Raw genomic sequence first — 16,856 nt, 5'->3', positions numbered from 1 at the left:
GCCCGGTCCCATTCCGAACCCGGAAGCTAAGCCTGATAGCGCCGATGGTACTGCAACCGAAGGGTTGTGGGAGAGTAGGACACCGCCGAACTTACTTGAGGAAGGGTCTGGGCCCGGTTGAGACGCAAGTCTCCCGGCCCAGGCCCTTTCTTCATGCCCAAAAACAGATCGTGTCGTCCACCCAGGCACGCGAGCCGTCCTTCTGGGTACGCAAGCCGACCGTCCAGGTACGCGAACCGACTCTCTGGGTACGCGAGCCGACCGTCTGGGTACGCGAGTTCCGTCTTCAATCACGTGAATGACGGCCCGGATCACGCGAGTCCCGTCCCCGATCACGCGGAAAGCCTCAGACCGAACCCGGCCGAGCCGGCGGCCGCCGCCGCAACGGGGACGACAACACTAGGGACGTCGTCGTCTCCCCGTACCGCTGCACCTTCTCGACCAGCTCCTCCAGCTCCGCCGTGTCCCGGCACAGCACCCGCAGGATCCAGCACTCGTCTCCCGTGACGTGGTCGGCCGCGACCACCTGCGGCAGCGGCAGCACCGCCGTCCGGAACCGCGGGGTGTCCAGGCTGCGCACTCGGGCCCGCACCAGCGCCTCGATCGGCAACCCCAGCTTCGTCGTGTCGATGCTCGCGGCATAGCCGGTGATCACGCCGCGCTCCTCGAGACGGCGGACGCGTTCCGTCACCGCCGAGCCGGACAGCGAGACCCGGCGGCCCAGCTCCGTGAAGCTCAGCCGGCCGTCGGCCTGGAGGAGCTCCAGCAGGTGCCAGTCGACGTCGTCGAGGTCCACCACGATTCTCCCGGGTGAGCAGGGGTAGAACAGGGAAATCTCCGGCAGACCCGGGCCCCTGCCCCGATTCTGCCCTGTGCCTGGACGTCCGTGACCAGCAGGGTTGACGTCATGACCACCACACGCACGCTCACCGTCCCCGCGCCGGCACCCGAAGCCGCCATGAACTACTTCGGCGCCGAACTCGCCTTCGAGGTTGATCCCGACGACCTCGTCCGGGACTTCGAAGCCGGCCACACCGAGGGTTACGTCGTGGTGGAAACCCGAGCGGAGGAAGCCTTTGCGCAGGTGCGCATCCCCGGCGCGATCAACCTGCCCTATCGGGACATGACGCCGGAAAGCACCAAGCACCTCGACCGGGACCTCGTCTACATCTGCTACTGCGAGAGCAGCAACTGCAACGCCGCCACCAAGGGCGCGCTCAAGCTCGCCGAGCTCGGCTTCCGGGTGAAACGGCTCTCCGGTGGCATCACCAGCTGGATCGCCACCGGCTACCCGGTGGAAGGCAGCCAGGAAAATGTGAAGCCAGGCGGGATCCGCTGCGCCTGCTGAGCCACCTACCCTGAAAAGCGTGACACGACTGCTGATCATCCAGCCGGACGCCTCGGACCCGCTCGGCCCCCTCGGTGACTGGCTGACCGAAGCCGGCGCGGACCTCGACGTCCGGCTGCTCCCCGGCGACGGTCTGCCCGCGGACCTCGACGGCTACCGCGGTGTCGTCTGCCTCGGCGGCGGCATGGCGGCGGAAGACGACGCGAAACACCCGTGGCTCGCCGACGTCCGGCGGCTGCTGTCTAAGGCCACTGCCCAACGGCTGCCCACCCTGGGGATCTGCCTCGGCGCGCAGCTGCTGGCCGTCGCGACCGGGGGCCGCGTCGAGGTCGGCCGCGACGGGCCCGAGGTCGGCCCGCAGCTCGTCGCCAAAAAGGACGCTGCCTGGACCGACCCGCTGTTCGCCGACCTCCCCCTCATGCAGGACGTCCTCCAGTTCCACAACGACGCGATCACCCGGCTCCCGCCGGGCGCCGAGTTGCTCGCTTCCGCTCCGCGCTACCAGAACCAGGCGTTCCGGTTCAACCGTTGTGTCTACGGTGTCCAGTTCCACATCGAGACGACACCCGAGATCGTCGAGAGCTGGGCCGCGGACGAGCCCGAGATGGCGGAGTTCGCCCGGCCGGGGTCACTCGAACACGACAAGTTGATCACCGTGCACAGCGACATCGCCGAGACGTGGCGTCCGTTCGCGCAGCGGTTCGTCCGATTGGCATCGGGCGAGCTCCAGCCGGCCGCCGACAGTCAACGCTCGTTACCGCTGGCTTAACGGACAGCGTCACAAACGGCAACGGGCTGTTAACAACCCGCGTCACTCGTCAGGTACCTTGCGGATAAGTCCCCACAAGGGTTCGGAGGTCGGGGTGGAGCCCTCGTTGCTGGTCGTGCTCGTCGTCGTCACGGCTTTGGTTTTCGATTTCACGAACGGGTTCCACGACACGGCGAACTCGATGGCGACGTCGATCGCCACCGGGGCGCTCAAGCCCCGGGTCGCGGTCGCGATCTCCGCGGTGCTGAACCTGGTCGGCGCGTTCCTGTCGGTGGAGGTCGCCAAGACGATCTCCAGCGGGCTGGTGGACGACACGAAGATCGGCCCGTCGATCGTCTTCGGCGGGCTGATCGGCGCGATCGTCTGGAACCTCGTGACGTGGTTCGTCGGCCTGCCGTCGAGTTCGTCGCACGCGCTGTTCGGCGGCCTGATCGGCGCCACGTGGGTTTCGGCCGGGACCGACTCGGTCCACTTCGGAAAGATCGTCGAGAAGGTCCTGGTTCCGGCGGCCGCGTCGCCGGTCATCGCCGGTCTCGTCGCGATGGCCGGGACGTACCTGGTCTACCGCTTCCTGGTCCGGGGCCGCCCGGCCACGCGGGGGTTCAAGGTCGGCCAGATCGTCTCGGCGTCCCTCGTCTCCCTCGCCCACGGCACCAACGACGCGCAGAAGACGATGGGCGTCATCACGCTCACGCTCGTCAGCGCCGGCAGCCTGCCGTCGGGCGCGGCCCCACCCGTCTGGGTGATCATCAGCGCCGCCTGCGCGCTGGCGGCGGGCACCTACCTCGGCGGCTGGCGCATCACGCACACCCTCGGCAAGGGCCTGACCGACATCGAAGGCCCGCAAGGCTTCGCCGCGCAGACGAGCTCGGCGCTGGTCATCCTGGTCTCGTCGCGGCTGGGTTTCCCGCTGTCGACGACGCACGTGTGCTCCGGCGGGATCGTCGGCTCCGGCGTCGGCCGGCGGGACGCGCCGGTCCGCTGGCGCATGGCGGGCCGCATGGTCATCGCCTGGCTGTTCACGCTGCCCGCGGCCGCGATCGTCGGCGCCGTCTCCGGCAAGATCGCCTCGCTCGGCACCGCGGGCACCATCGCCGTCGGTGTGGTCGGGATCGGTGTCGGCCTGGGCATCTACCTCCTCTCACGGCGCCACCCCGTCACCGCGCACAGCTTCCAGGTGCCCGAGCCGACGCCCGCCGAGACCGAACCCGGCCGGCTCGCCGCCTGAGCGGAGTTCCCCGGCTACGGTGTTCTGTGATGGCAGACCGCGCGCGAACGACCGCTTCGGCGGCGAGGTACGGCTTCACGGATTCCCGTGCCGAGGGTCAGTTGCGCGCGGCCGGCTGGTGGGACGACGCCGGCCCGGTCGCCGCCGCCGCCGACGTGCTGTCCGCGTTGTCGCGCACCGCGGACCCGGACCTCGCGCTGCGCGGGGTCGACTGGATCCGCGAGGCTGACGAAGGCGGCTGGACCCGGCTCGAAGAACAGCTGCGTGCCAACCGGACCTTCCGCGGCCGCCTCCTCAGCGTGCTCGGGACGTCGAGCGCGCTCGCCGACTTCCTCGCCGCGAACCCGGAGCAGTGGCAGTCGCTCACCGGCGACAAGTGCACGGACGCCGCGTGCTACCGGGAAAACCTGCGCGCGTCGCTCGTGCGTGACGACGGTTCGGTGCTCACCGGGCTCGAAGCCGAGCAGGCCCTCAAGATCGCCTACCGCGGCCAGCTGCTCGGCATCGCCGCCGCCGACCTGGGCCACCTCGTCGAGGCCGGGCTCGAGCACCCGCGCTACGCCGAGGTCGCGGCGCAGCTGACCGAGCTGGCCGAAGCCGCACTCGCCGCCGGGCTCGTCGTCGCCGAAGCCGAGGTCGGCGCGCCGGCCGAGGGCAACCTGGCGATCGTCGCCATGGGCAAGTGCGGTGGCCGGGAGCTCAACTACGTCAGCGACGTCGACGTCATCTTCGTCGGCGCCGATGACCTGGGCGTCGCCACGAGGCTCGCGAGCACGATGATGCGGGTGACCGGGAAGGCGTGTTTCGACGTCGACGCGGCGCTGCGTCCCGAGGGCAAGGCCGGCGCGCTGGTCCGCACGCTGGAAAGCCACCAGGGCTACTACCAGAAGTGGGCCAAGACCTGGGAGTTCCAGGCGCTGCTGAAGGCGCGTCCGGTGGCCGGCGACGCCGAGCTCGGCCGGCAGTACGCCGAGATGGTGGCGCCGCTGGTGTGGTCGGCGGCCGACCGGGACAACTTCGTCGGCGAGGTGCAGCAGATGCGCCGCCGCGTCGAGGGGCACGTGCCGTCCGAGCACGCCGAACGTGAGCTCAAGCTGGGTCGCGGCGGCCTGCGCGACGTCGAGTTCGCCGTGCAGCTGCTGCAGCTCGTCCACGGCCGGGTGGACGACGAGCTGCGGTCGCCGTCCACGATGGACGCACTCGCGGCGCTCGGCGAGGGCGGTTACGTCGGCCGTCAGGACGCCGCCGAGCTGGGCGCGTCGTACGAGTTCCTGCGGATGATCGAGCACCGGCTGCAGCTGCGCAGGCTGCGCCGGACACACCTGTTCCCGGCCACGTCGGACACCGCCGAGCTGCGGATCCTCGCCCGCGCGAGCGGCGTCAAGGCGGCCGGCGGCAAGAGCCAGGGTGAAGCGCTGCTGGCGGAGTTCCGCAAGCACGCCAAGGGCATCCGGCGGCTGCACGAGAAGATCTTCTACCGGCCGCTGCTGCAGTCCGTCGCGAACGTGCCGACCGAGGCGCTGCGCCTGACGACCAAGCAGGCCGCCAGCCGGCTCGCCGCGCTCGGCTACACCGCGCCCGACGGCGCGCTCCAGCACATCAAGGCCCTCACCTCGGGGGTTTCCCGGCGCGCGGCGATCCAGCAGGCGCTGCTGCCGGTGCTGCTCGACCTGCTCGCCGACACCCCCGATCCCGACGGCGGGTTGCTGTCGTACCGGAAGGTGTCCGAGGCGCTCGAAGACACCCCGTGGTACCTGCGTGTGCTGCGCGACGAGGGCACGGTCGTGGAGAACCTGGCGGTGCTGCTCGGGACGTCCCGGCTGGTGCCCGACCTGCTGGTCCGCGCGCCGGAGGTGCTGCAGCTGCTCGGCGACCCGGCCCGGCTGCTGGGCCGCACGCCGGCCGAAGTCGCGACGTCGCTGCGGGCCGCCGTCCGGCGTCAGCCCGGCTTGAACCCCGCCGTCACTGCCGCGCGGTCGCTGCGGCGGCACGAACTGCTGCGCATCGCCTGCGCGGACCTGCTCGGCCTGCTCGAAGTGCCCGCGGTGTGCGAAGCGCTGTCCAGTGTCTGGGTGGCCGTGCTCCAGGGCGCGCTGGCCGCGGCGTTCCGCCAGCGCCAGGCGGAGCTCGGCCGGACGCCGGCCCACATCGCCGTGATCGGGATGGGCCGGCTCGGCGGCGCCGAACTGGGTTACGGCTCCGACGCCGACGTGCTCTTCGTGTGCGAACCCGCAGAAGGCGTCTCGGATGCTGACGCGGTGAAGTTCGCTTCGTCGGTCGCGGAGACCGTCCGGAAGATGCTGGGCGCGCCGAGCTCGGACCCGGCCCTGGTGGTCGACGCCGACCTGCGGCCGGAGGGCCGGAGCGGGCCACTGGTGCGGACCCTCGAGTCGTATCGCGCCTACTACGCGCGGTGGGGCGAGGTGTGGGAGGCGCAGGCGCTGCTGCGCGCCCGGTTCATCGCGGGTGACGACGACCTCGGCGAGCGGTTCATCACGATGATCAACCCGATCCGCTACCCCGAAGGCGGCCTCGACGGGACGAAGGCGCGCGAAATCCGCCGCATCAAGGCACGCGTCGAAACCGAGCGGATGCCGCGCGGCGCCGACCCGACCCGCCACACAAAACTGGGCCGCGGCGGCCTCGCCGACGTCGAGTGGACGGTGCAGCTGCTGCAGCTCCAGCACGCTTGTTCGGTGCCGGGCCTGCGGACGACGTCGACGCTGGACGCGCTGGCCTGCCTGCCGGAAGCGGGACTGGCTACGGAGTCCGAGGCGGAATCACTGCGCGAGGCGTGGCTGCTGGCGACCCGGGTGCGCAACGCGGGAATGCTGGTGCGCGGCAAGGCCGTCGACGAGGTGCCGGGCGGCGGGCGAGACCTGGCCGCGGTGGCGCGGGTCCTCGGCCAGTCGGCCGCGGACGACCCCGGCGAGTTCCTGGACACCTACCGCCGCATCACCCGCCGGGCGCACACGGTGGTGGAGCACCTGTTCTACGAGGCTGATTAAGGTGAAGCGCGTGACCGATCGAGAGCCGTTCCGGACCCGGATCAAGGTCCGCCACTACGAGCTGGACACCCTGGGCCACCTCAACCACGCCGTCTACCACTCGTACGGCGAGCTCTCGAGGCTGGAGCTGCTGGAACAGGCGGGCGCGCTGCACAGCCTCAAGGGCTTCGCGGCGGTGCTGCTGGAGTCCCACATCGTGTTCCGCCGCGAGATCCGCGCGGGCGACGTCGTCGACGTGACCTGCGACGCCAAGTTCGGCAGCGGCAAGACGTTCTCGATGGACTCGAACATCTACAAGGAAGACGGCACCCTCGCCGCGGAGATCACCTGCACGCTGGGCCTGATGGACCTGGAACGCCGCAAGCTGACAGCGGACCCGCGAGGCCGCTTCGCCGAGGCGGGCGCGGACATGAAGCTCCTGTCGACGGCCGAAGGCGACTGACCAGCGCCAAAAGAAACGCCGGCGACGAGGGCGTTTCCGCTCCTCGCCGCCGGCGTGCCCAAGGGACGCGTCAGGGGATCACACGTCGTAGTACAGGGCGAACTCGTACGGGTGCGGGCGCAGCCGCAGCGGGTCGATCTCGTTTTCGCGCTTGTACGAGACCCAGGTCTCGATCACGTCCGGCGTGAACACGCCGCCCTCGAGCAGGTAGTCGTGGTCGGCTTCCAGCGTGTCGAGGACCGTGCCCAGGTCGCCCGGGACCAGCTTGACGTTCTTGGCCTCTTCCGGCGGGAGCTCGTAGAGGTCCTTGTCGATCGGGTCGGCCGGCTCGATCTTGTTCTTGATGCCGTCGAGCCCGGCCATCATCATCGCCGAGAACGCCAGGTACGGGTTGCCCGAGGAGTCGGGGCAGCGGAACTCGGCGCGCTTGGCCTTCGGGTTGTTGCCCGTGATCGGGATGCGGACGCAGGCCGAGCGGTTGCGCTGCGAGTAGACCAGCGAAACCGGGGCCTCGAAGCCCGGGACCAGGCGGTGGTAGGAGTTCACCGTCGGGTTCGTGAAGGCCAGCAGGCTCGGGGCGTGCTTGAGCAGGCCGCCGATGTAGTGGCGCGCCGTGTCGGACAGGCCCGCGTAGCCGGACTCGTCGTGGAACAGCGGCGTGCCGTCCTTCCACAGCGACTGGTGGCAGTGCATGCCCGAGCCGTTGTCGCCGGCGAGCGGCTTCGGCATGAACGTCGCGGTCTTGCCCGCGGCGAACACGGTGTTCTTCACGATGTACTTGAACAGCTGCAGGTCGTCCGCAGCGTGCAGCAGCGTGTTGAACTTGTAGTTGATCTCGGTCTGGCCGGCGGTGCCCACCTCGTGGTGCGCGCGCTCGATCTCGAAACCGGAGCCGGTCAGGTTGCGGACGATCTCGTCGCGCAGGTCGGCGAAGTGGTCGACCGGCGGGACGGGGAAGTAGCCGCCCTTGAACTTCGTCTTGTAACCCTGGTTGCCACCGACCTCGTCGGCGCCGGTGTTCCACCAGCCCTCGACGGAGTCGATCTCGTGGAACGAGGCGTGCTCGGCGGAGTCGAAGCGGACCGAGTCGAAGATGTAGAACTCGGCCTCGGGGCCGAAGTACACGTTGTCGGCGACGCCGTACTCCGCGATGTACTGCTCGGCCTTGCGCGCGATGTTGCGCGGGTCGCGGCTGTACGCCTCACGGGTGAAGGGGTCGTGCACGAAGAAGTTCAGCGAGAGCGTCTTCGCCTTGCGGAACGGGTCGATGCGCGCCGTCTCGGGGTCCGGCAGCAGCAGCATGTCCGATTCGTGGATCGACTGGAAGCCGCGCACCGAGGAGCCGTCGAACGCGAGTCCCTCTTCGTAAGCCTCTTCGGTGAAGGCCTTCGCGGGGACCGTGAAGTGCTGCATCACGCCGGGCAGGTCGCAGAACCTGACGTCGACGACCTCGACGTCTTCGTCCGTGATGAGGCGCTGGATGTCGTCTGGAGTAGTGGGCACCCTCGGTGACTCCTTCTCGTTCGAGCTCGTGCGGCAGTGCTCTCTTCGGCTCACGCTAAAAGCGCGGTGTTGCCCGACCGTCACCCGTATGTTTCGCCGGTGTTAACGGGTGGTCGATATCGGGTATCCGACCAGGTCGGATGTGCTCTGCGCCACCGGCATACCCTGGACGGGTGGCGAGATGGACAGGCGAATGGCTGCCCGGCACCGGCGACGGTGGTCAGAGTACTGACCAGCACGGCTCGCGCTGGCCGGGGGAGAAGTTCGGTTTGCCCGAATCCGGGGTCGGTTCGGCGGCGAGCGGCGGGGCCCGGTTGCTCGGGCTGCTCGTCGACCTCGTGATCGCGGCCCTGGTCACGGCCATCTTCTTGCACCCGAGCCTGCAGGACCCGGTCGCGATGCAGAACTTCAACCTGTGGTCCGGCGGCGTGTGGGCGGTCATCTCCGTCCTCTCGGCCGGCTTCTTCGGCTTCACCCCGGGCATGGGCGTCGTCGGCATCCGCGTCGCCCGGCTCGACGGCGCCGCGCTGGTCGGCCCGGTGCGGGCGCTGGCCCGGGCGGTGCTGACGTTCTTCATCATCCCGGCCGCGGTCCGCAACACCGACGGCCGCAGCTGGCTTGACCGGCTGACCGGCACCGTCGTCGTCCGGCTGCGCTGAAACGAGAAAGGCCCCGTCCACCGGACGGGGCCTTCGTCGTCTGCACGGGTCAGCGGCGGCGGATCGTGCGCTGGACGTTGCGCATCTTCGCGCCGGCGGGCATCGGGCCCTTCGGCATCGCGGCGCCGCGGTTGCCGAGCGCGGCCAGCTTCGCCTCGAGGGCGTCGACCTGGGCCGGCTTGAGGTTGCGCGGCAGCTTCATGAGGAAGCCCTGCAGCTTCTTCAGCGGGATCTGGCCCTCTTCGTGGCCGATCGTCACGTCGTAGATCGGGGTGTCGCCGATCAGCCGGGAGACGCGCTTCTTCTCCTGGGCGAGCAGCGTCTTCACGCGGTGCTGCGCGCCCTCGGCGACGAGCACCACACCCGGGCCGCCGAGCACGCGGTGCACGGCGTCGAGCTGGGTCGTCGCGGCGACGGTCGGCGTCACCTTCCACTTGCCGCGGAGGTTCTCCAGCGCCCACGCCGCCGCGCCGGGCTGGCCGTCGGCCTTCGAGTAGACCGTCTTCTGGACACGACGGCCGAAGATGATCATGGCGAGGAGCGCGCCGAGGACGATCCCCAGCGGGAGCAGCACCCACTGCGAGTCGAAGAAGAAGCCGATCCCGAAGGCCACACCCGCGACGACGACGATCGAGCCGACCATCCAGGGGATGAGCCAAGGGTCTTCCTTGCGCTGCATCTTGAAGGCCTCGAAGAGCTGGCCACGCCGGGCCTTGCTCGCCGCGCGCTTCTCCTTCTTGGCCTGCTTGGCCGCTTCCTTGTCCTGCTGTCCCGCCATATGACCAGGATACGGCCGCGTGCCCCTGCCCGGATTCCCCGTCCCCCTCTGCGAGGATGCGGGACGTGACTGGCGTACTTTCCCCGAAGAGCCGCACCCGTCTGCTCGATGGTCTCGACCCCGAGCAGCGCGCCGCCGCCAGTGCCCCCCGGGGGCCGGTCTGCGTGCTCGCCGGGGCCGGCACGGGCAAGACCCGCACGATCACCCACCGCATCGCCCACCTCGTTGGTTCCGGGCATGTTTCCGCTGGTCAGGTGCTCGCTGTCACGTTCACGACGCGGGCCGCGGGCGAGATGCGCACCCGGCTGCGGGGGCTCGGCGTCGAGGCCGCGCAGGCGCTGACGTTCCACGCCGCCGCCCGCCGTCAGCTGCGCTACTTCTGGCCGCGCGTGGTCGGCGACCGGCCGTGGGACCTGCTGGAGAACAAGCTGCGCTACGTCGGCCAGGCCGCGAACCGGGCCAAGCTCGGCACCGAGGTCGAGGTGCTGCGCGACCTGGCGAGCGAGATCGAGTGGGCGAAGGCATCACTGATCAGCCCGGACGACTACCCGGCCGTCACCGCGCGCGCCCAGCGGGACATCCCGGCGCCGGCCGCGCAGGTCGCCGAGGTCTACCGCACCTACGAAGAGCTGAAGAACGCCGCGCAGGTGCTCGACTTCGACGACCTCCTCCTGCACACGACCGCGGTGCTCGAGGAGCACGGTGTGGTCGCCGAGGAGTTCCGCGACCGCTACCGCTGCTTCGTCGTCGACGAGTACCAGGACGTCACGCCGCTGCAGCAGCGCCTGCTCGACGCGTGGCTCGGCGGCCGCGACGACCTGACCGTCGTCGGTGACGCCAACCAGACCATCTACTCCTTCGGCGGCGCGTCGCCGCGGTCGCTGCTGGAGTTCACCCGGCGGTTCCCGGAGGCGACGGTCGTCCGGCTCGAACGCGACTACCGGTCCACCCCCGAGGTCGTCTCGCTGGCGAACCAGGTGATCGGCGCCGCGCGCGGTCGTCCCGCGGGCTCGCGGCTGAAGCTGATCGGCCAGCGCCCGTCCGGCCCGGCGCCGCGCTTCGCCGAGTTCGACGACGAGTCGGTCGAGGCCGGCGCCGTCGCGCGGCGCGTGCGCGAGCTGCTCGACGGTGGCGTCGCGGCGAGCGAGATCGCCGTGCTCTACCGCGTGAACGCCCAGTCCGAGGCCTACGAGTCGGCGCTGGCCGAGGCCGGCATCCCGTACCTGGTCCGCGGCGGCGAGCGGTTCTTCAACCGGACCGAGGTCCGGCAGGCGATGTCGGCGCTGCGGGCCGCGAGCGGCGACGTCAGCTCCGACCTGGTCACGACGGTCCGGTCGGTGCTCGCCCGGGTCGGCCTGACCGAGTCGCCGCCCGCCGGTGGCGCGGCGAAGGAGCGGTGGGACGCGCTCCTGGCGATCGTCGAGCTGGCCGAGGAGCTCGCCTCGACGGTGGCCGACGCGGACCTGCCGCGCTTCAACATGGAGCTGGACCAGCGCGCGGCGGCGCAGCACCCGCCGACGGTCGAGGGCGTGACGCTCGCGTCGCTGCACGCGGCCAAGGGCCTGGAGTGGGACGCGGTGTTCCTCGTCGGCCTCGCCGAGGGGACGGTCCCGATCCTGCACGCCGACGGCGACGAAGCGGCGATCGAGGAGGAACGGCGGCTGTTCTACGTCGGCGTCACCCGGGCTCGCGAGCACCTGTGGCTTTCGTGGGCGCTGGCCCGCACGCCGGGCGCGCGGCGCAACCGGCGGCGCAGCCGGTTCCTGTACGGCCTGATCCCCGAGGACCACCCGGCCGCTCGGGTGGCGCGCTCCCAGCAGAAGCCGGCGACGCCGGTCAAGACGCGCTGCCGCGTCTGCGGCGGGCCGCTGCTCGAGACCATCGACGTCAAGCTGGGCCGGTGCGGGCGATGCCCGTCCACAGTGGATGAGGGCCTGCTGGAGCGGCTGAAGACGTGGCGCGGCGACCGGGCCCGGGAGCTGAAGGTGCCGCCGTTCGTCGTGTTCACCGACGCGACGCTGATGGCCATCGCCGAGCAGCGCCCGGTCGACGAGGCCGCGCTGGTGTCGATCTCCGGGATCGGCGCGACCAAGCTCGAACGCTTCGGCGCGGAGATCCTCGGCGTCGTCCGCGCGTCGGCGGCGTCCTGAGGTCCTGACGATCTTGATGTGGTCTTGACCGCGTCCGGACCATGATCCACGCGGCGAACCCGCTGCTCAGGGGCGATCTTCGTAACTTCGAGGATTTTCCCGTAATTAAGTTGCCCCGGTGTGGTGGGGGGCAATAACCTGCCAGTACCGAGCCGGAACGGCTCGGCTGGGGATCCACGAGATGTGCCGCGCAACGCGGCCACGTGTGCAGAGTACAGACGAGGAGGTGCCGGTGAAATGACCATCAACCTGACGCTCACGAATCCGGGCACCCGTCTGTCCTGCGCCGCGGAAGTTGCGGCTGCTCAGCGCCCGGGCACCACTGTGCCGGTGAGCGCGCACGGGATCCGTGGCATGCGGCGCGTCGAGCGTCGTGCCACTGGTGCTGTCGTCTTCGGGACCGAGGGTGTTCTCGCCACCGTCCCGCAGGCCGATCTGCCGACCATCAAGCAGTTCCGTGTTCCGTTGTCGATACGGGAGCGAAGTTCCTGACCTAGTCAGGACACGAGGCTCACGAAGGCCGCGGAACCGGATAACCCGGATCCGCGGCCTTCGTGTTTTTGGCTGCACAACCCAAGAGGAACAGCGTTGCCCAGCTCCATCTCCCAACCGAAAACCCGTACGACACAAGGAGGAACACCCATGTCTTCGGCCGTCGCCTACACCTCGGGTGAGGCAATATTCGCCGACCTGCTCGACCCGATCGCCGTGCCGGACGCGGCGCTGCCCTGCCGTTCGGGCGACGCGGACCTGTGGTTCGCGGAGTCCCCGGCCGAGCTCGAGCGCGCCAAGGCGCAGTGCGCCGACTGCCCGGTACGCGAGGCCTGCCTGGCCGGCGCCCTGGCCCGTCGCGAGCCCTGGGGCGTTTGGGGTGGCGAGATCTTCGAGCGCGGTGTGGTGATCGCGCGCAAGCGGCCCCGCGGCCGCCCGCGCAAGAACGCCGCTGTCGAGCCGGCCAAGGCCGCCGGCGATCACCGGAGCGCCGCCGCATGAGCGTCGAACCGGTCACCACGAAGGACTACGAAGCGCAGATGTGCAGCCCGGAGCTGCAGTTGACCAAGACCGAGATCGAGGAGATCAGCGAGATGTTGCTTTACGAAGAACTGTCCCGGGCCCGAATACGGGATCTGGAGGAAGGGGTCCGCGCCCAGCGGGCCCGAGGTAGCGCACGTGCCGTCCGCCGCTGGACGCGAGTAGCCCGCTGGGCGAACCGCCGGGTGGAGCGGCACCAGGACCAGAGCTGAGCGTGAGGCCCCTGCCGCCCGTTTCGGGTGGTGGGGGCCTTCGTGCTGGGCGGGGTCGTGGTCGGGCGGCGGGCTTGCTGGTGGGGCCCGGTGGTGCGGGCGCCGACGGGCTGACTTGGCTCATCCCCGCCCCGCCCCGCCCCGCCCCGCCCCGCTGTGAGTGTCGGTTCTTTGGCCTCCTTCGGGTGGTCGGTTTCGGTGGGGTCGCCCGTCGCCGTGGCTGGTGTTGAATGGGGTGATGGCCGGACACAGCCACGACGACATCGACTGGGCGGACCGCCTGGCTCAGCTCCGGATGGCCGACACCCTTGATGCCGGAGCGCTTGCGCCCGTTGCGAGGCGGCTTGTCGGCCGGTTGCCGGAGCGGCCCGTTGTGGTTGATGTCGGGTGTGGGGCCGGTGGGATGAGCGTGCTCTTCGCGCGTGAGCTTGCTCGTGGGGGCGGGGGCACCGTTGTGCTTGTCGACGCCACGCCTGAACTGCTCGCCGAGGCTCGGCGGGCTGTGTCCGGGGTTGCCGGCGAGACCGTTGAGGTTGTGGGTCTGACCGGGGACCTTGCCGATCCCGGGCTGGGCGGGCAGGTGCCTGCCGCTGACCTGGTGTGGGCGTCCGGTGTTGTCCACCACGTGGGTGATCAGCAGGCTGCCTTGCGCACGCTTGCCGGGCTGTTGCAGCCCGGTGGGGTGCTCGCCATCGGCGAGGGTGGGCTCGAGATGCGGTGCCTCCCTTGGGAGCTCGGTGTCGGCCGGCCCGGGCTGGAGCAACGGTTGCTTGCCGCGCGGGGTGCGTGGTTTGCCCGGATGCGTGCCGGGATTCGGGGCAGTGTTGCCATGCCCTACGGCTGGCCGCGCGCGCTTCGTGAGGCCGGGCTCGAGGACGTCGAGTCGTTCGGGGCGCTCATCGACCACCCGATGCCAGGCTCGGACCTGCTGCGTGAGTACGTGGTGCACCGCGTCGGCTGGCTTGCGGGGTCCGTCGGGGAGTGGCTCGACGACGATGACCGCGCTGCCATCGCCGCGCTCACCGATCCGGACGGTCCGGACTTCCTCGGCAAGCGGGACGACCTCTCCCTGTTCGGCGCCAAGGCGATCCACTGTGGACGGTTGCGGTGAGCGCGCCGGAGACCGTCGTCTGCACGCGCTGCGGTCGCACCCGCAGTGCTGACGACGACCCCGCTACGGCGCTCGCCTGGGTGTCCACCCGTGAGCGGGGTGCGCTGCGGTGGTTGTGCCCGGACTGCGCGCGGCAGCACGTGCGGGACATCGAGGGGAAACTGCCGGACGAGTACTGGTGAGGGTGCTCATGCCGCGTCTCCGATCGGGGTCATCGGGACCGCGCGGACCCGGGGACGGGGTGTGCGGGACGCGTCGCCGAACGCCCCGGCCAGTTCTCGGGCCACTTCGCCCGGGACCTGACGCAGCTGGCGGACGGTGCAGCGGACCAGGACGATGCCCGTCGCCGCCAGGGCGAGGTGGCTGAAGCCGCCGCTCGAGCCCGGGCCGCAGCGGTACTGCCAGGCCAGGCCGATCTCGTCCCACCACGCGTCGGCCTCGCCGATGCGACGGCCGCGGCGGTCGCAGATCGTCACGTCCCAGTTCGGCGGCGGGAGCCGCGCCACGTCGAGGATGCGGGTCGCCAGGCCGTGGGCCTGGATCGGGCCGTCGTCGAGTTCGCGGAGCACCTTCCGGACCGCCGCCGTGCCGCGCTGGGGCCCGGCGTCGAGCTCGGCCAGCAGCTCCTGCCGGTCGCACAGGCCCCAGTACAACGGCAGCGTCAGCAGGTGCCGGATCCGCGCCGGGTCGGGTTCGGTGCGCGCCAGGTCGAGCGTGGCGCGGGACGGCGGGGCGAACGGCAGGCCGTCGACCTCGACCGGCGCCGGCATCCGGGCCGTGCGCGCCGCGCTGACACCGTCGCAGGCCGCGACCCGGCAGTGCTCGGGCACCAGCACCTGGATTTCGCCCGCCGCCGGGCACTTCACGCCGTGGGCCTGCAGTGCGTCGGCGCCGGTGATCACCACCCGCGGCCCGTACCGCACCAGCGCGGCGTGCATCAGCTGGTGCCGCGTCGGGGCGGTGTTGCGCAGCAGGACGACCCCGGGGTGCAGGCGGCGCCACGGCCCGCCGGGGCCGCAGAGCCGCCGGGTTCTTCGGTCGGACACCCCCGCCCGGCGTAGCTGTTCGAGGTTCATCACCTCGCAGCTGCCGGGGTTACTGAGGGCCAGCGGATCGGTGCGTTGAGTAGCTGTCATGCACCGAGCATGGCTGCTCGGCCAACCGGGTGGAACCCCGTTCCCGGCGACTGTGGACAACTCGCCCGGATTCCGCCGTTCGCGGCCCGGCCTGTGGACAACTCAGGCGGCGAAACCGGGCTGCCAGCGCTCCACGATGCCGCGGGCCGGGATCTCCGCGTCGAGCTGGCAGAGGATGCCCGTCGACCCGGCGGTGACCCGGTGGATCATCAGGTACTCGGGCGGCAGGTTGAGCGAACGCCCGACGCGGAAGTCGTTGCCGCGGCTGTCGCCGACCCGCCACGCCTGCTTCTGCATCCACCGCCGCGTGAAGTGGAACGTCGGCTCGGCCAGCGGCTCGGTGAACGGCGCCAGGTACGCGAGGACCTCGTCCGCGGCCAGGTCGCTGTCCGGCCGGATGAACCGGTTCTCCCGCAGGAGGCGCATCAGGTCGGCGGATTCGCCGTCGAGCGCCAGCCGGGTCATCTCGCCCAGGTGGCGGGGGATGCCGTCGGGCAGCCGGGCGACACCGCCGAAGTCGATGACGCACAGCCTGTCGTCGGCGGTGATCATGAAGTTGCCCGGGTGCGGGTCCGAATGCAGCAGGTGGACACGCTCCGGCGAGGAGTAGTGGAACTCCGCCAGCAGCCGGCCGGCCAGGTTCCGGGTCTCGCGGTCGCCGTCCGCGATCACCTTCGACAACGGCGTGCCGCTCACCCACTCCGTCACGACGACCTTGGGCGCGCTAGCCACCACCCGCGGCACCAGGATGCCGGGATCACCATCGAACGCCTTCGCGAAAGCCCGCTGGTGCTGGGCCTCGGCCTGGTAGTCGAGCTCCTCGTTCATCCGGTCGGCGAGCTCGGCCAGCAGCGGCTTGACCTCGGTGCCGGGCACGAACGCCTGGAACAGCCGGCTGAACCGCTGCAGCTGCCGCAGGTCGCTGCGCAACGCCTCGTCGGCGCCCGGGTACTGCACCTTGACCGCGACTTCGCGGCCGTCGTGCCAGACCGCGCGGTGCACTTGCCCGATGCTCGCGGCCGCCGCCGGCTCGTCGTCGAACGAGGCGAACCGGCTGGTCCAGGTGCGGCCCAGCTGCTCGGCGAGCACCCGGTGGGTCTGCCGGACCGACATCGGCGGCGCGGCGGCCTGCAGCTTCGTCAACGCCTCCCGGTACGGCTTCGCCATGTCGTCCGGCACCGCCGCCTCGAACACGCTCAGCGCCTGGCCGAACTTCATCGCCCCGCCCTTGAGCGTGCCGAGCACCTCGAACAGCTGCTCGGCGGCCTTCGCCGAGAGTGTCGCGTTCACCTGCTCCGCGCTCTGGCCCGCCAGCCGCTTGCCCCACCCGCCGACCGCCCGCCCGGCGATCCCGAGCGGGAGACTGGCGAGCTTGGCGGTGCGGGCGGCACCCTTGCGCGGCATCGCGGTGTCACGATCGGCCGGGTCACGGAAGTCGGTCACACTGGCGATTCTGCCTTGCGCACGCGATGGCGCGCAG

Annotated in this window: 17 protein-coding genes and 1 rRNA gene; 13 read left to right on the top strand and 5 right to left on the bottom strand. The window is 70.7% G+C overall.

Going from position 1 to position 16,856, the window contains the following annotated elements; translation table 11 throughout:
• A 5S ribosomal RNA gene (rrf, locus tag ACIA5G_RS43540) occupies positions 1 to 91 on the top strand; the annotation flags it as partial.
• Between the two features lie 255 nt (positions 92 to 346).
• On the opposite strand, the gene ACIA5G_RS43535 is transcribed toward rrf, so the two are convergent.
• Positions 347 to 796 (bottom strand): Lrp/AsnC family transcriptional regulator, encoded by a 450-nt coding sequence (locus ACIA5G_RS43535; protein WP_395934448.1) that lies wholly within the window; start codon positions 794 to 796, stop codon positions 347 to 349.
• A 111-nt stretch (positions 797 to 907) separates the two neighbouring features.
• On the opposite strand from ACIA5G_RS43535, the gene ACIA5G_RS43530 reads away from it, so the two are divergent.
• The 5 genes from ACIA5G_RS43530 (at position 908) to ACIA5G_RS43510 (ending at position 6,795) form a co-directional block, all read left to right on the top strand.
• Positions 908 to 1,348, top strand: a complete 441-nt coding sequence (locus ACIA5G_RS43530; protein WP_395934420.1) for a rhodanese-like domain-containing protein — start codon at positions 908 to 910, stop codon at positions 1,346 to 1,348.
• Positions 1,349 to 1,367: 19 nt separating this feature from the next.
• Positions 1,368 to 2,117, top strand: a complete 750-nt coding sequence (locus ACIA5G_RS43525; protein WP_395934418.1) for a type 1 glutamine amidotransferase — start codon at positions 1,368 to 1,370, stop codon at positions 2,115 to 2,117.
• A gap of 94 nt (positions 2,118 to 2,211) precedes the next feature.
• Entirely contained in the window at positions 2,212 to 3,345 is a 1,134-nt protein-coding gene (locus ACIA5G_RS43520; protein WP_395934416.1) for an anion permease, read from the top strand.
• Between the two features lie 29 nt (positions 3,346 to 3,374).
• The gene (locus tag ACIA5G_RS43515) at positions 3,375 to 6,353 is read left to right on the top strand and encodes a bifunctional [glutamine synthetase] adenylyltransferase/[glutamine synthetase]-adenylyl-L-tyrosine phosphorylase (protein WP_395934414.1); all 2,979 of its coding nucleotides are present in this window, start codon (positions 3,375 to 3,377) and stop codon (positions 6,351 to 6,353) included.
• A gap of 10 nt (positions 6,354 to 6,363) precedes the next feature.
• Positions 6,364 to 6,795: an acyl-CoA thioesterase gene (locus ACIA5G_RS43510; RefSeq protein ID WP_395934412.1), complete on the top strand. Its 432-nt coding sequence runs from the start codon at positions 6,364 to 6,366 to the stop codon at positions 6,793 to 6,795.
• Positions 6,796 to 6,873: 78 nt separating this feature from the next.
• On the opposite strand, the gene glnA is transcribed toward ACIA5G_RS43510, so the two are convergent.
• Positions 6,874 to 8,298, bottom strand: coding sequence for a type I glutamate--ammonia ligase (gene glnA, locus ACIA5G_RS43505; RefSeq protein ID WP_395934410.1), 1,425 nt, complete (start codon positions 8,296 to 8,298; stop codon positions 6,874 to 6,876).
• Between the two features lie 269 nt (positions 8,299 to 8,567).
• Between glnA and ACIA5G_RS43500 the strand changes: the two genes are divergently transcribed.
• The gene (locus ACIA5G_RS43500; protein WP_395934446.1) at positions 8,568 to 8,957 is read left to right on the top strand and encodes an RDD family protein; all 390 of its coding nucleotides are present in this window, start codon (positions 8,568 to 8,570) and stop codon (positions 8,955 to 8,957) included.
• A gap of 49 nt (positions 8,958 to 9,006) precedes the next feature.
• On the opposite strand, the gene ACIA5G_RS43495 is transcribed toward ACIA5G_RS43500, so the two are convergent.
• On the bottom strand, positions 9,007 to 9,735 hold the full coding sequence (locus tag ACIA5G_RS43495) for a DUF4191 domain-containing protein (RefSeq protein WP_395934408.1): 729 nt from the start codon (positions 9,733 to 9,735) through the stop codon (positions 9,007 to 9,009).
• Between the two features lie 65 nt (positions 9,736 to 9,800).
• Between ACIA5G_RS43495 and ACIA5G_RS43490 the strand changes: the two genes are divergently transcribed.
• The 6 genes from ACIA5G_RS43490 (at position 9,801) to ACIA5G_RS43465 (ending at position 14,422) form a co-directional block, all read left to right on the top strand.
• On the top strand, positions 9,801 to 11,885 hold the full coding sequence (locus ACIA5G_RS43490; RefSeq protein ID WP_395934406.1) for an ATP-dependent DNA helicase UvrD2: 2,085 nt from the start codon (positions 9,801 to 9,803) through the stop codon (positions 11,883 to 11,885).
• Positions 11,886 to 12,122: 237 nt separating this feature from the next.
• On the top strand, positions 12,123 to 12,377 hold the full coding sequence (locus ACIA5G_RS43485) for a hypothetical protein (protein WP_395934404.1): 255 nt from the start codon (positions 12,123 to 12,125) through the stop codon (positions 12,375 to 12,377).
• A 150-nt stretch (positions 12,378 to 12,527) separates the two neighbouring features.
• Positions 12,528 to 12,878, top strand: coding sequence for a WhiB family transcriptional regulator (locus tag ACIA5G_RS43480; protein WP_395934402.1), 351 nt, complete (start codon positions 12,528 to 12,530; stop codon positions 12,876 to 12,878).
• The gene (locus ACIA5G_RS43475) at positions 12,875 to 13,129 is read left to right on the top strand and encodes a hypothetical protein (RefSeq protein WP_395934400.1); all 255 of its coding nucleotides are present in this window, start codon (positions 12,875 to 12,877) and stop codon (positions 13,127 to 13,129) included. Before ACIA5G_RS43480 ends, ACIA5G_RS43475 begins: the two co-directional genes overlap by 4 nt.
• Positions 13,130 to 13,367: 238 nt before the next feature.
• Positions 13,368 to 14,240 carry a class I SAM-dependent methyltransferase gene (locus tag ACIA5G_RS43470; RefSeq protein WP_395934398.1) on the top strand — a complete coding sequence of 291 codons (873 nt, stop codon included), beginning with the start codon at positions 13,368 to 13,370 and terminating at the stop codon, positions 14,238 to 14,240.
• A complete protein-coding gene (locus ACIA5G_RS43465) occupies positions 14,237 to 14,422 on the top strand; it encodes a hypothetical protein (RefSeq protein WP_395934396.1) in 186 nt (61 codons plus the stop codon). Before ACIA5G_RS43470 ends, ACIA5G_RS43465 begins: the two co-directional genes overlap by 4 nt.
• Positions 14,423 to 14,428: 6 nt before the next feature.
• On the opposite strand, the gene ACIA5G_RS43460 is transcribed toward ACIA5G_RS43465, so the two are convergent.
• On the bottom strand, positions 14,429 to 15,316 hold the full coding sequence (locus tag ACIA5G_RS43460) for a hypothetical protein (protein ID WP_395934444.1): 888 nt from the start codon (positions 15,314 to 15,316) through the stop codon (positions 14,429 to 14,431).
• Between the two features lie 162 nt (positions 15,317 to 15,478).
• A complete protein-coding gene (locus ACIA5G_RS43455) occupies positions 15,479 to 16,819 on the bottom strand; it encodes an ABC1 kinase family protein (protein ID WP_395934394.1) in 1,341 nt (446 codons plus the stop codon).
• Between the last annotated feature and the right edge of the window lie 37 nt (positions 16,820 to 16,856).

Source organism: Amycolatopsis sp. NPDC051758, from assembly GCF_044453095.1.
Taxonomy (GTDB): domain Bacteria; phylum Actinomycetota; class Actinomycetes; order Mycobacteriales; family Pseudonocardiaceae; genus Amycolatopsis.
The sequence above is the reverse complement of the archived record's forward strand: the minus strand, read 5'-3'. Positions and strand labels throughout refer to the sequence as shown.

Bases quoted from the DNA above. Each gene is read 5' to 3' on its own strand.
- ACIA5G_RS43495 (WP_395934408.1), bottom strand. From the start codon at position 9,735: ATGGCGGGACAGCAGGACAAGGAAGCGGCCAAGCAGGCCAAGAAGGAG.
- ACIA5G_RS43515 (WP_395934414.1), top strand. From the start codon at position 3,375: ATGGCAGACCGCGCGCGAACGACCGCTTCGGCGGCGAGGTACGGCTTC.
- ACIA5G_RS43470 (WP_395934398.1), top strand. From the start codon at position 13,368: ATGGCCGGACACAGCCACGACGACATCGACTGGGCGGACCGCCTGGCT.
- ACIA5G_RS43480 (WP_395934402.1), top strand. From the start codon at position 12,528: ATGTCTTCGGCCGTCGCCTACACCTCGGGTGAGGCAATATTCGCCGAC.
- ACIA5G_RS43485 (WP_395934404.1), top strand. From the start codon at position 12,123: ATGACCATCAACCTGACGCTCACGAATCCGGGCACCCGTCTGTCCTGC.
- ACIA5G_RS43530 (WP_395934420.1), top strand. From the start codon at position 908: ATGACCACCACACGCACGCTCACCGTCCCCGCGCCGGCACCCGAAGCC.
- ACIA5G_RS43460 (WP_395934444.1), bottom strand. From the start codon at position 15,316: ATGAACCTCGAACAGCTACGCCGGGCGGGGGTGTCCGACCGAAGAACC.
- ACIA5G_RS43475 (WP_395934400.1), top strand. From the start codon at position 12,875: ATGAGCGTCGAACCGGTCACCACGAAGGACTACGAAGCGCAGATGTGC.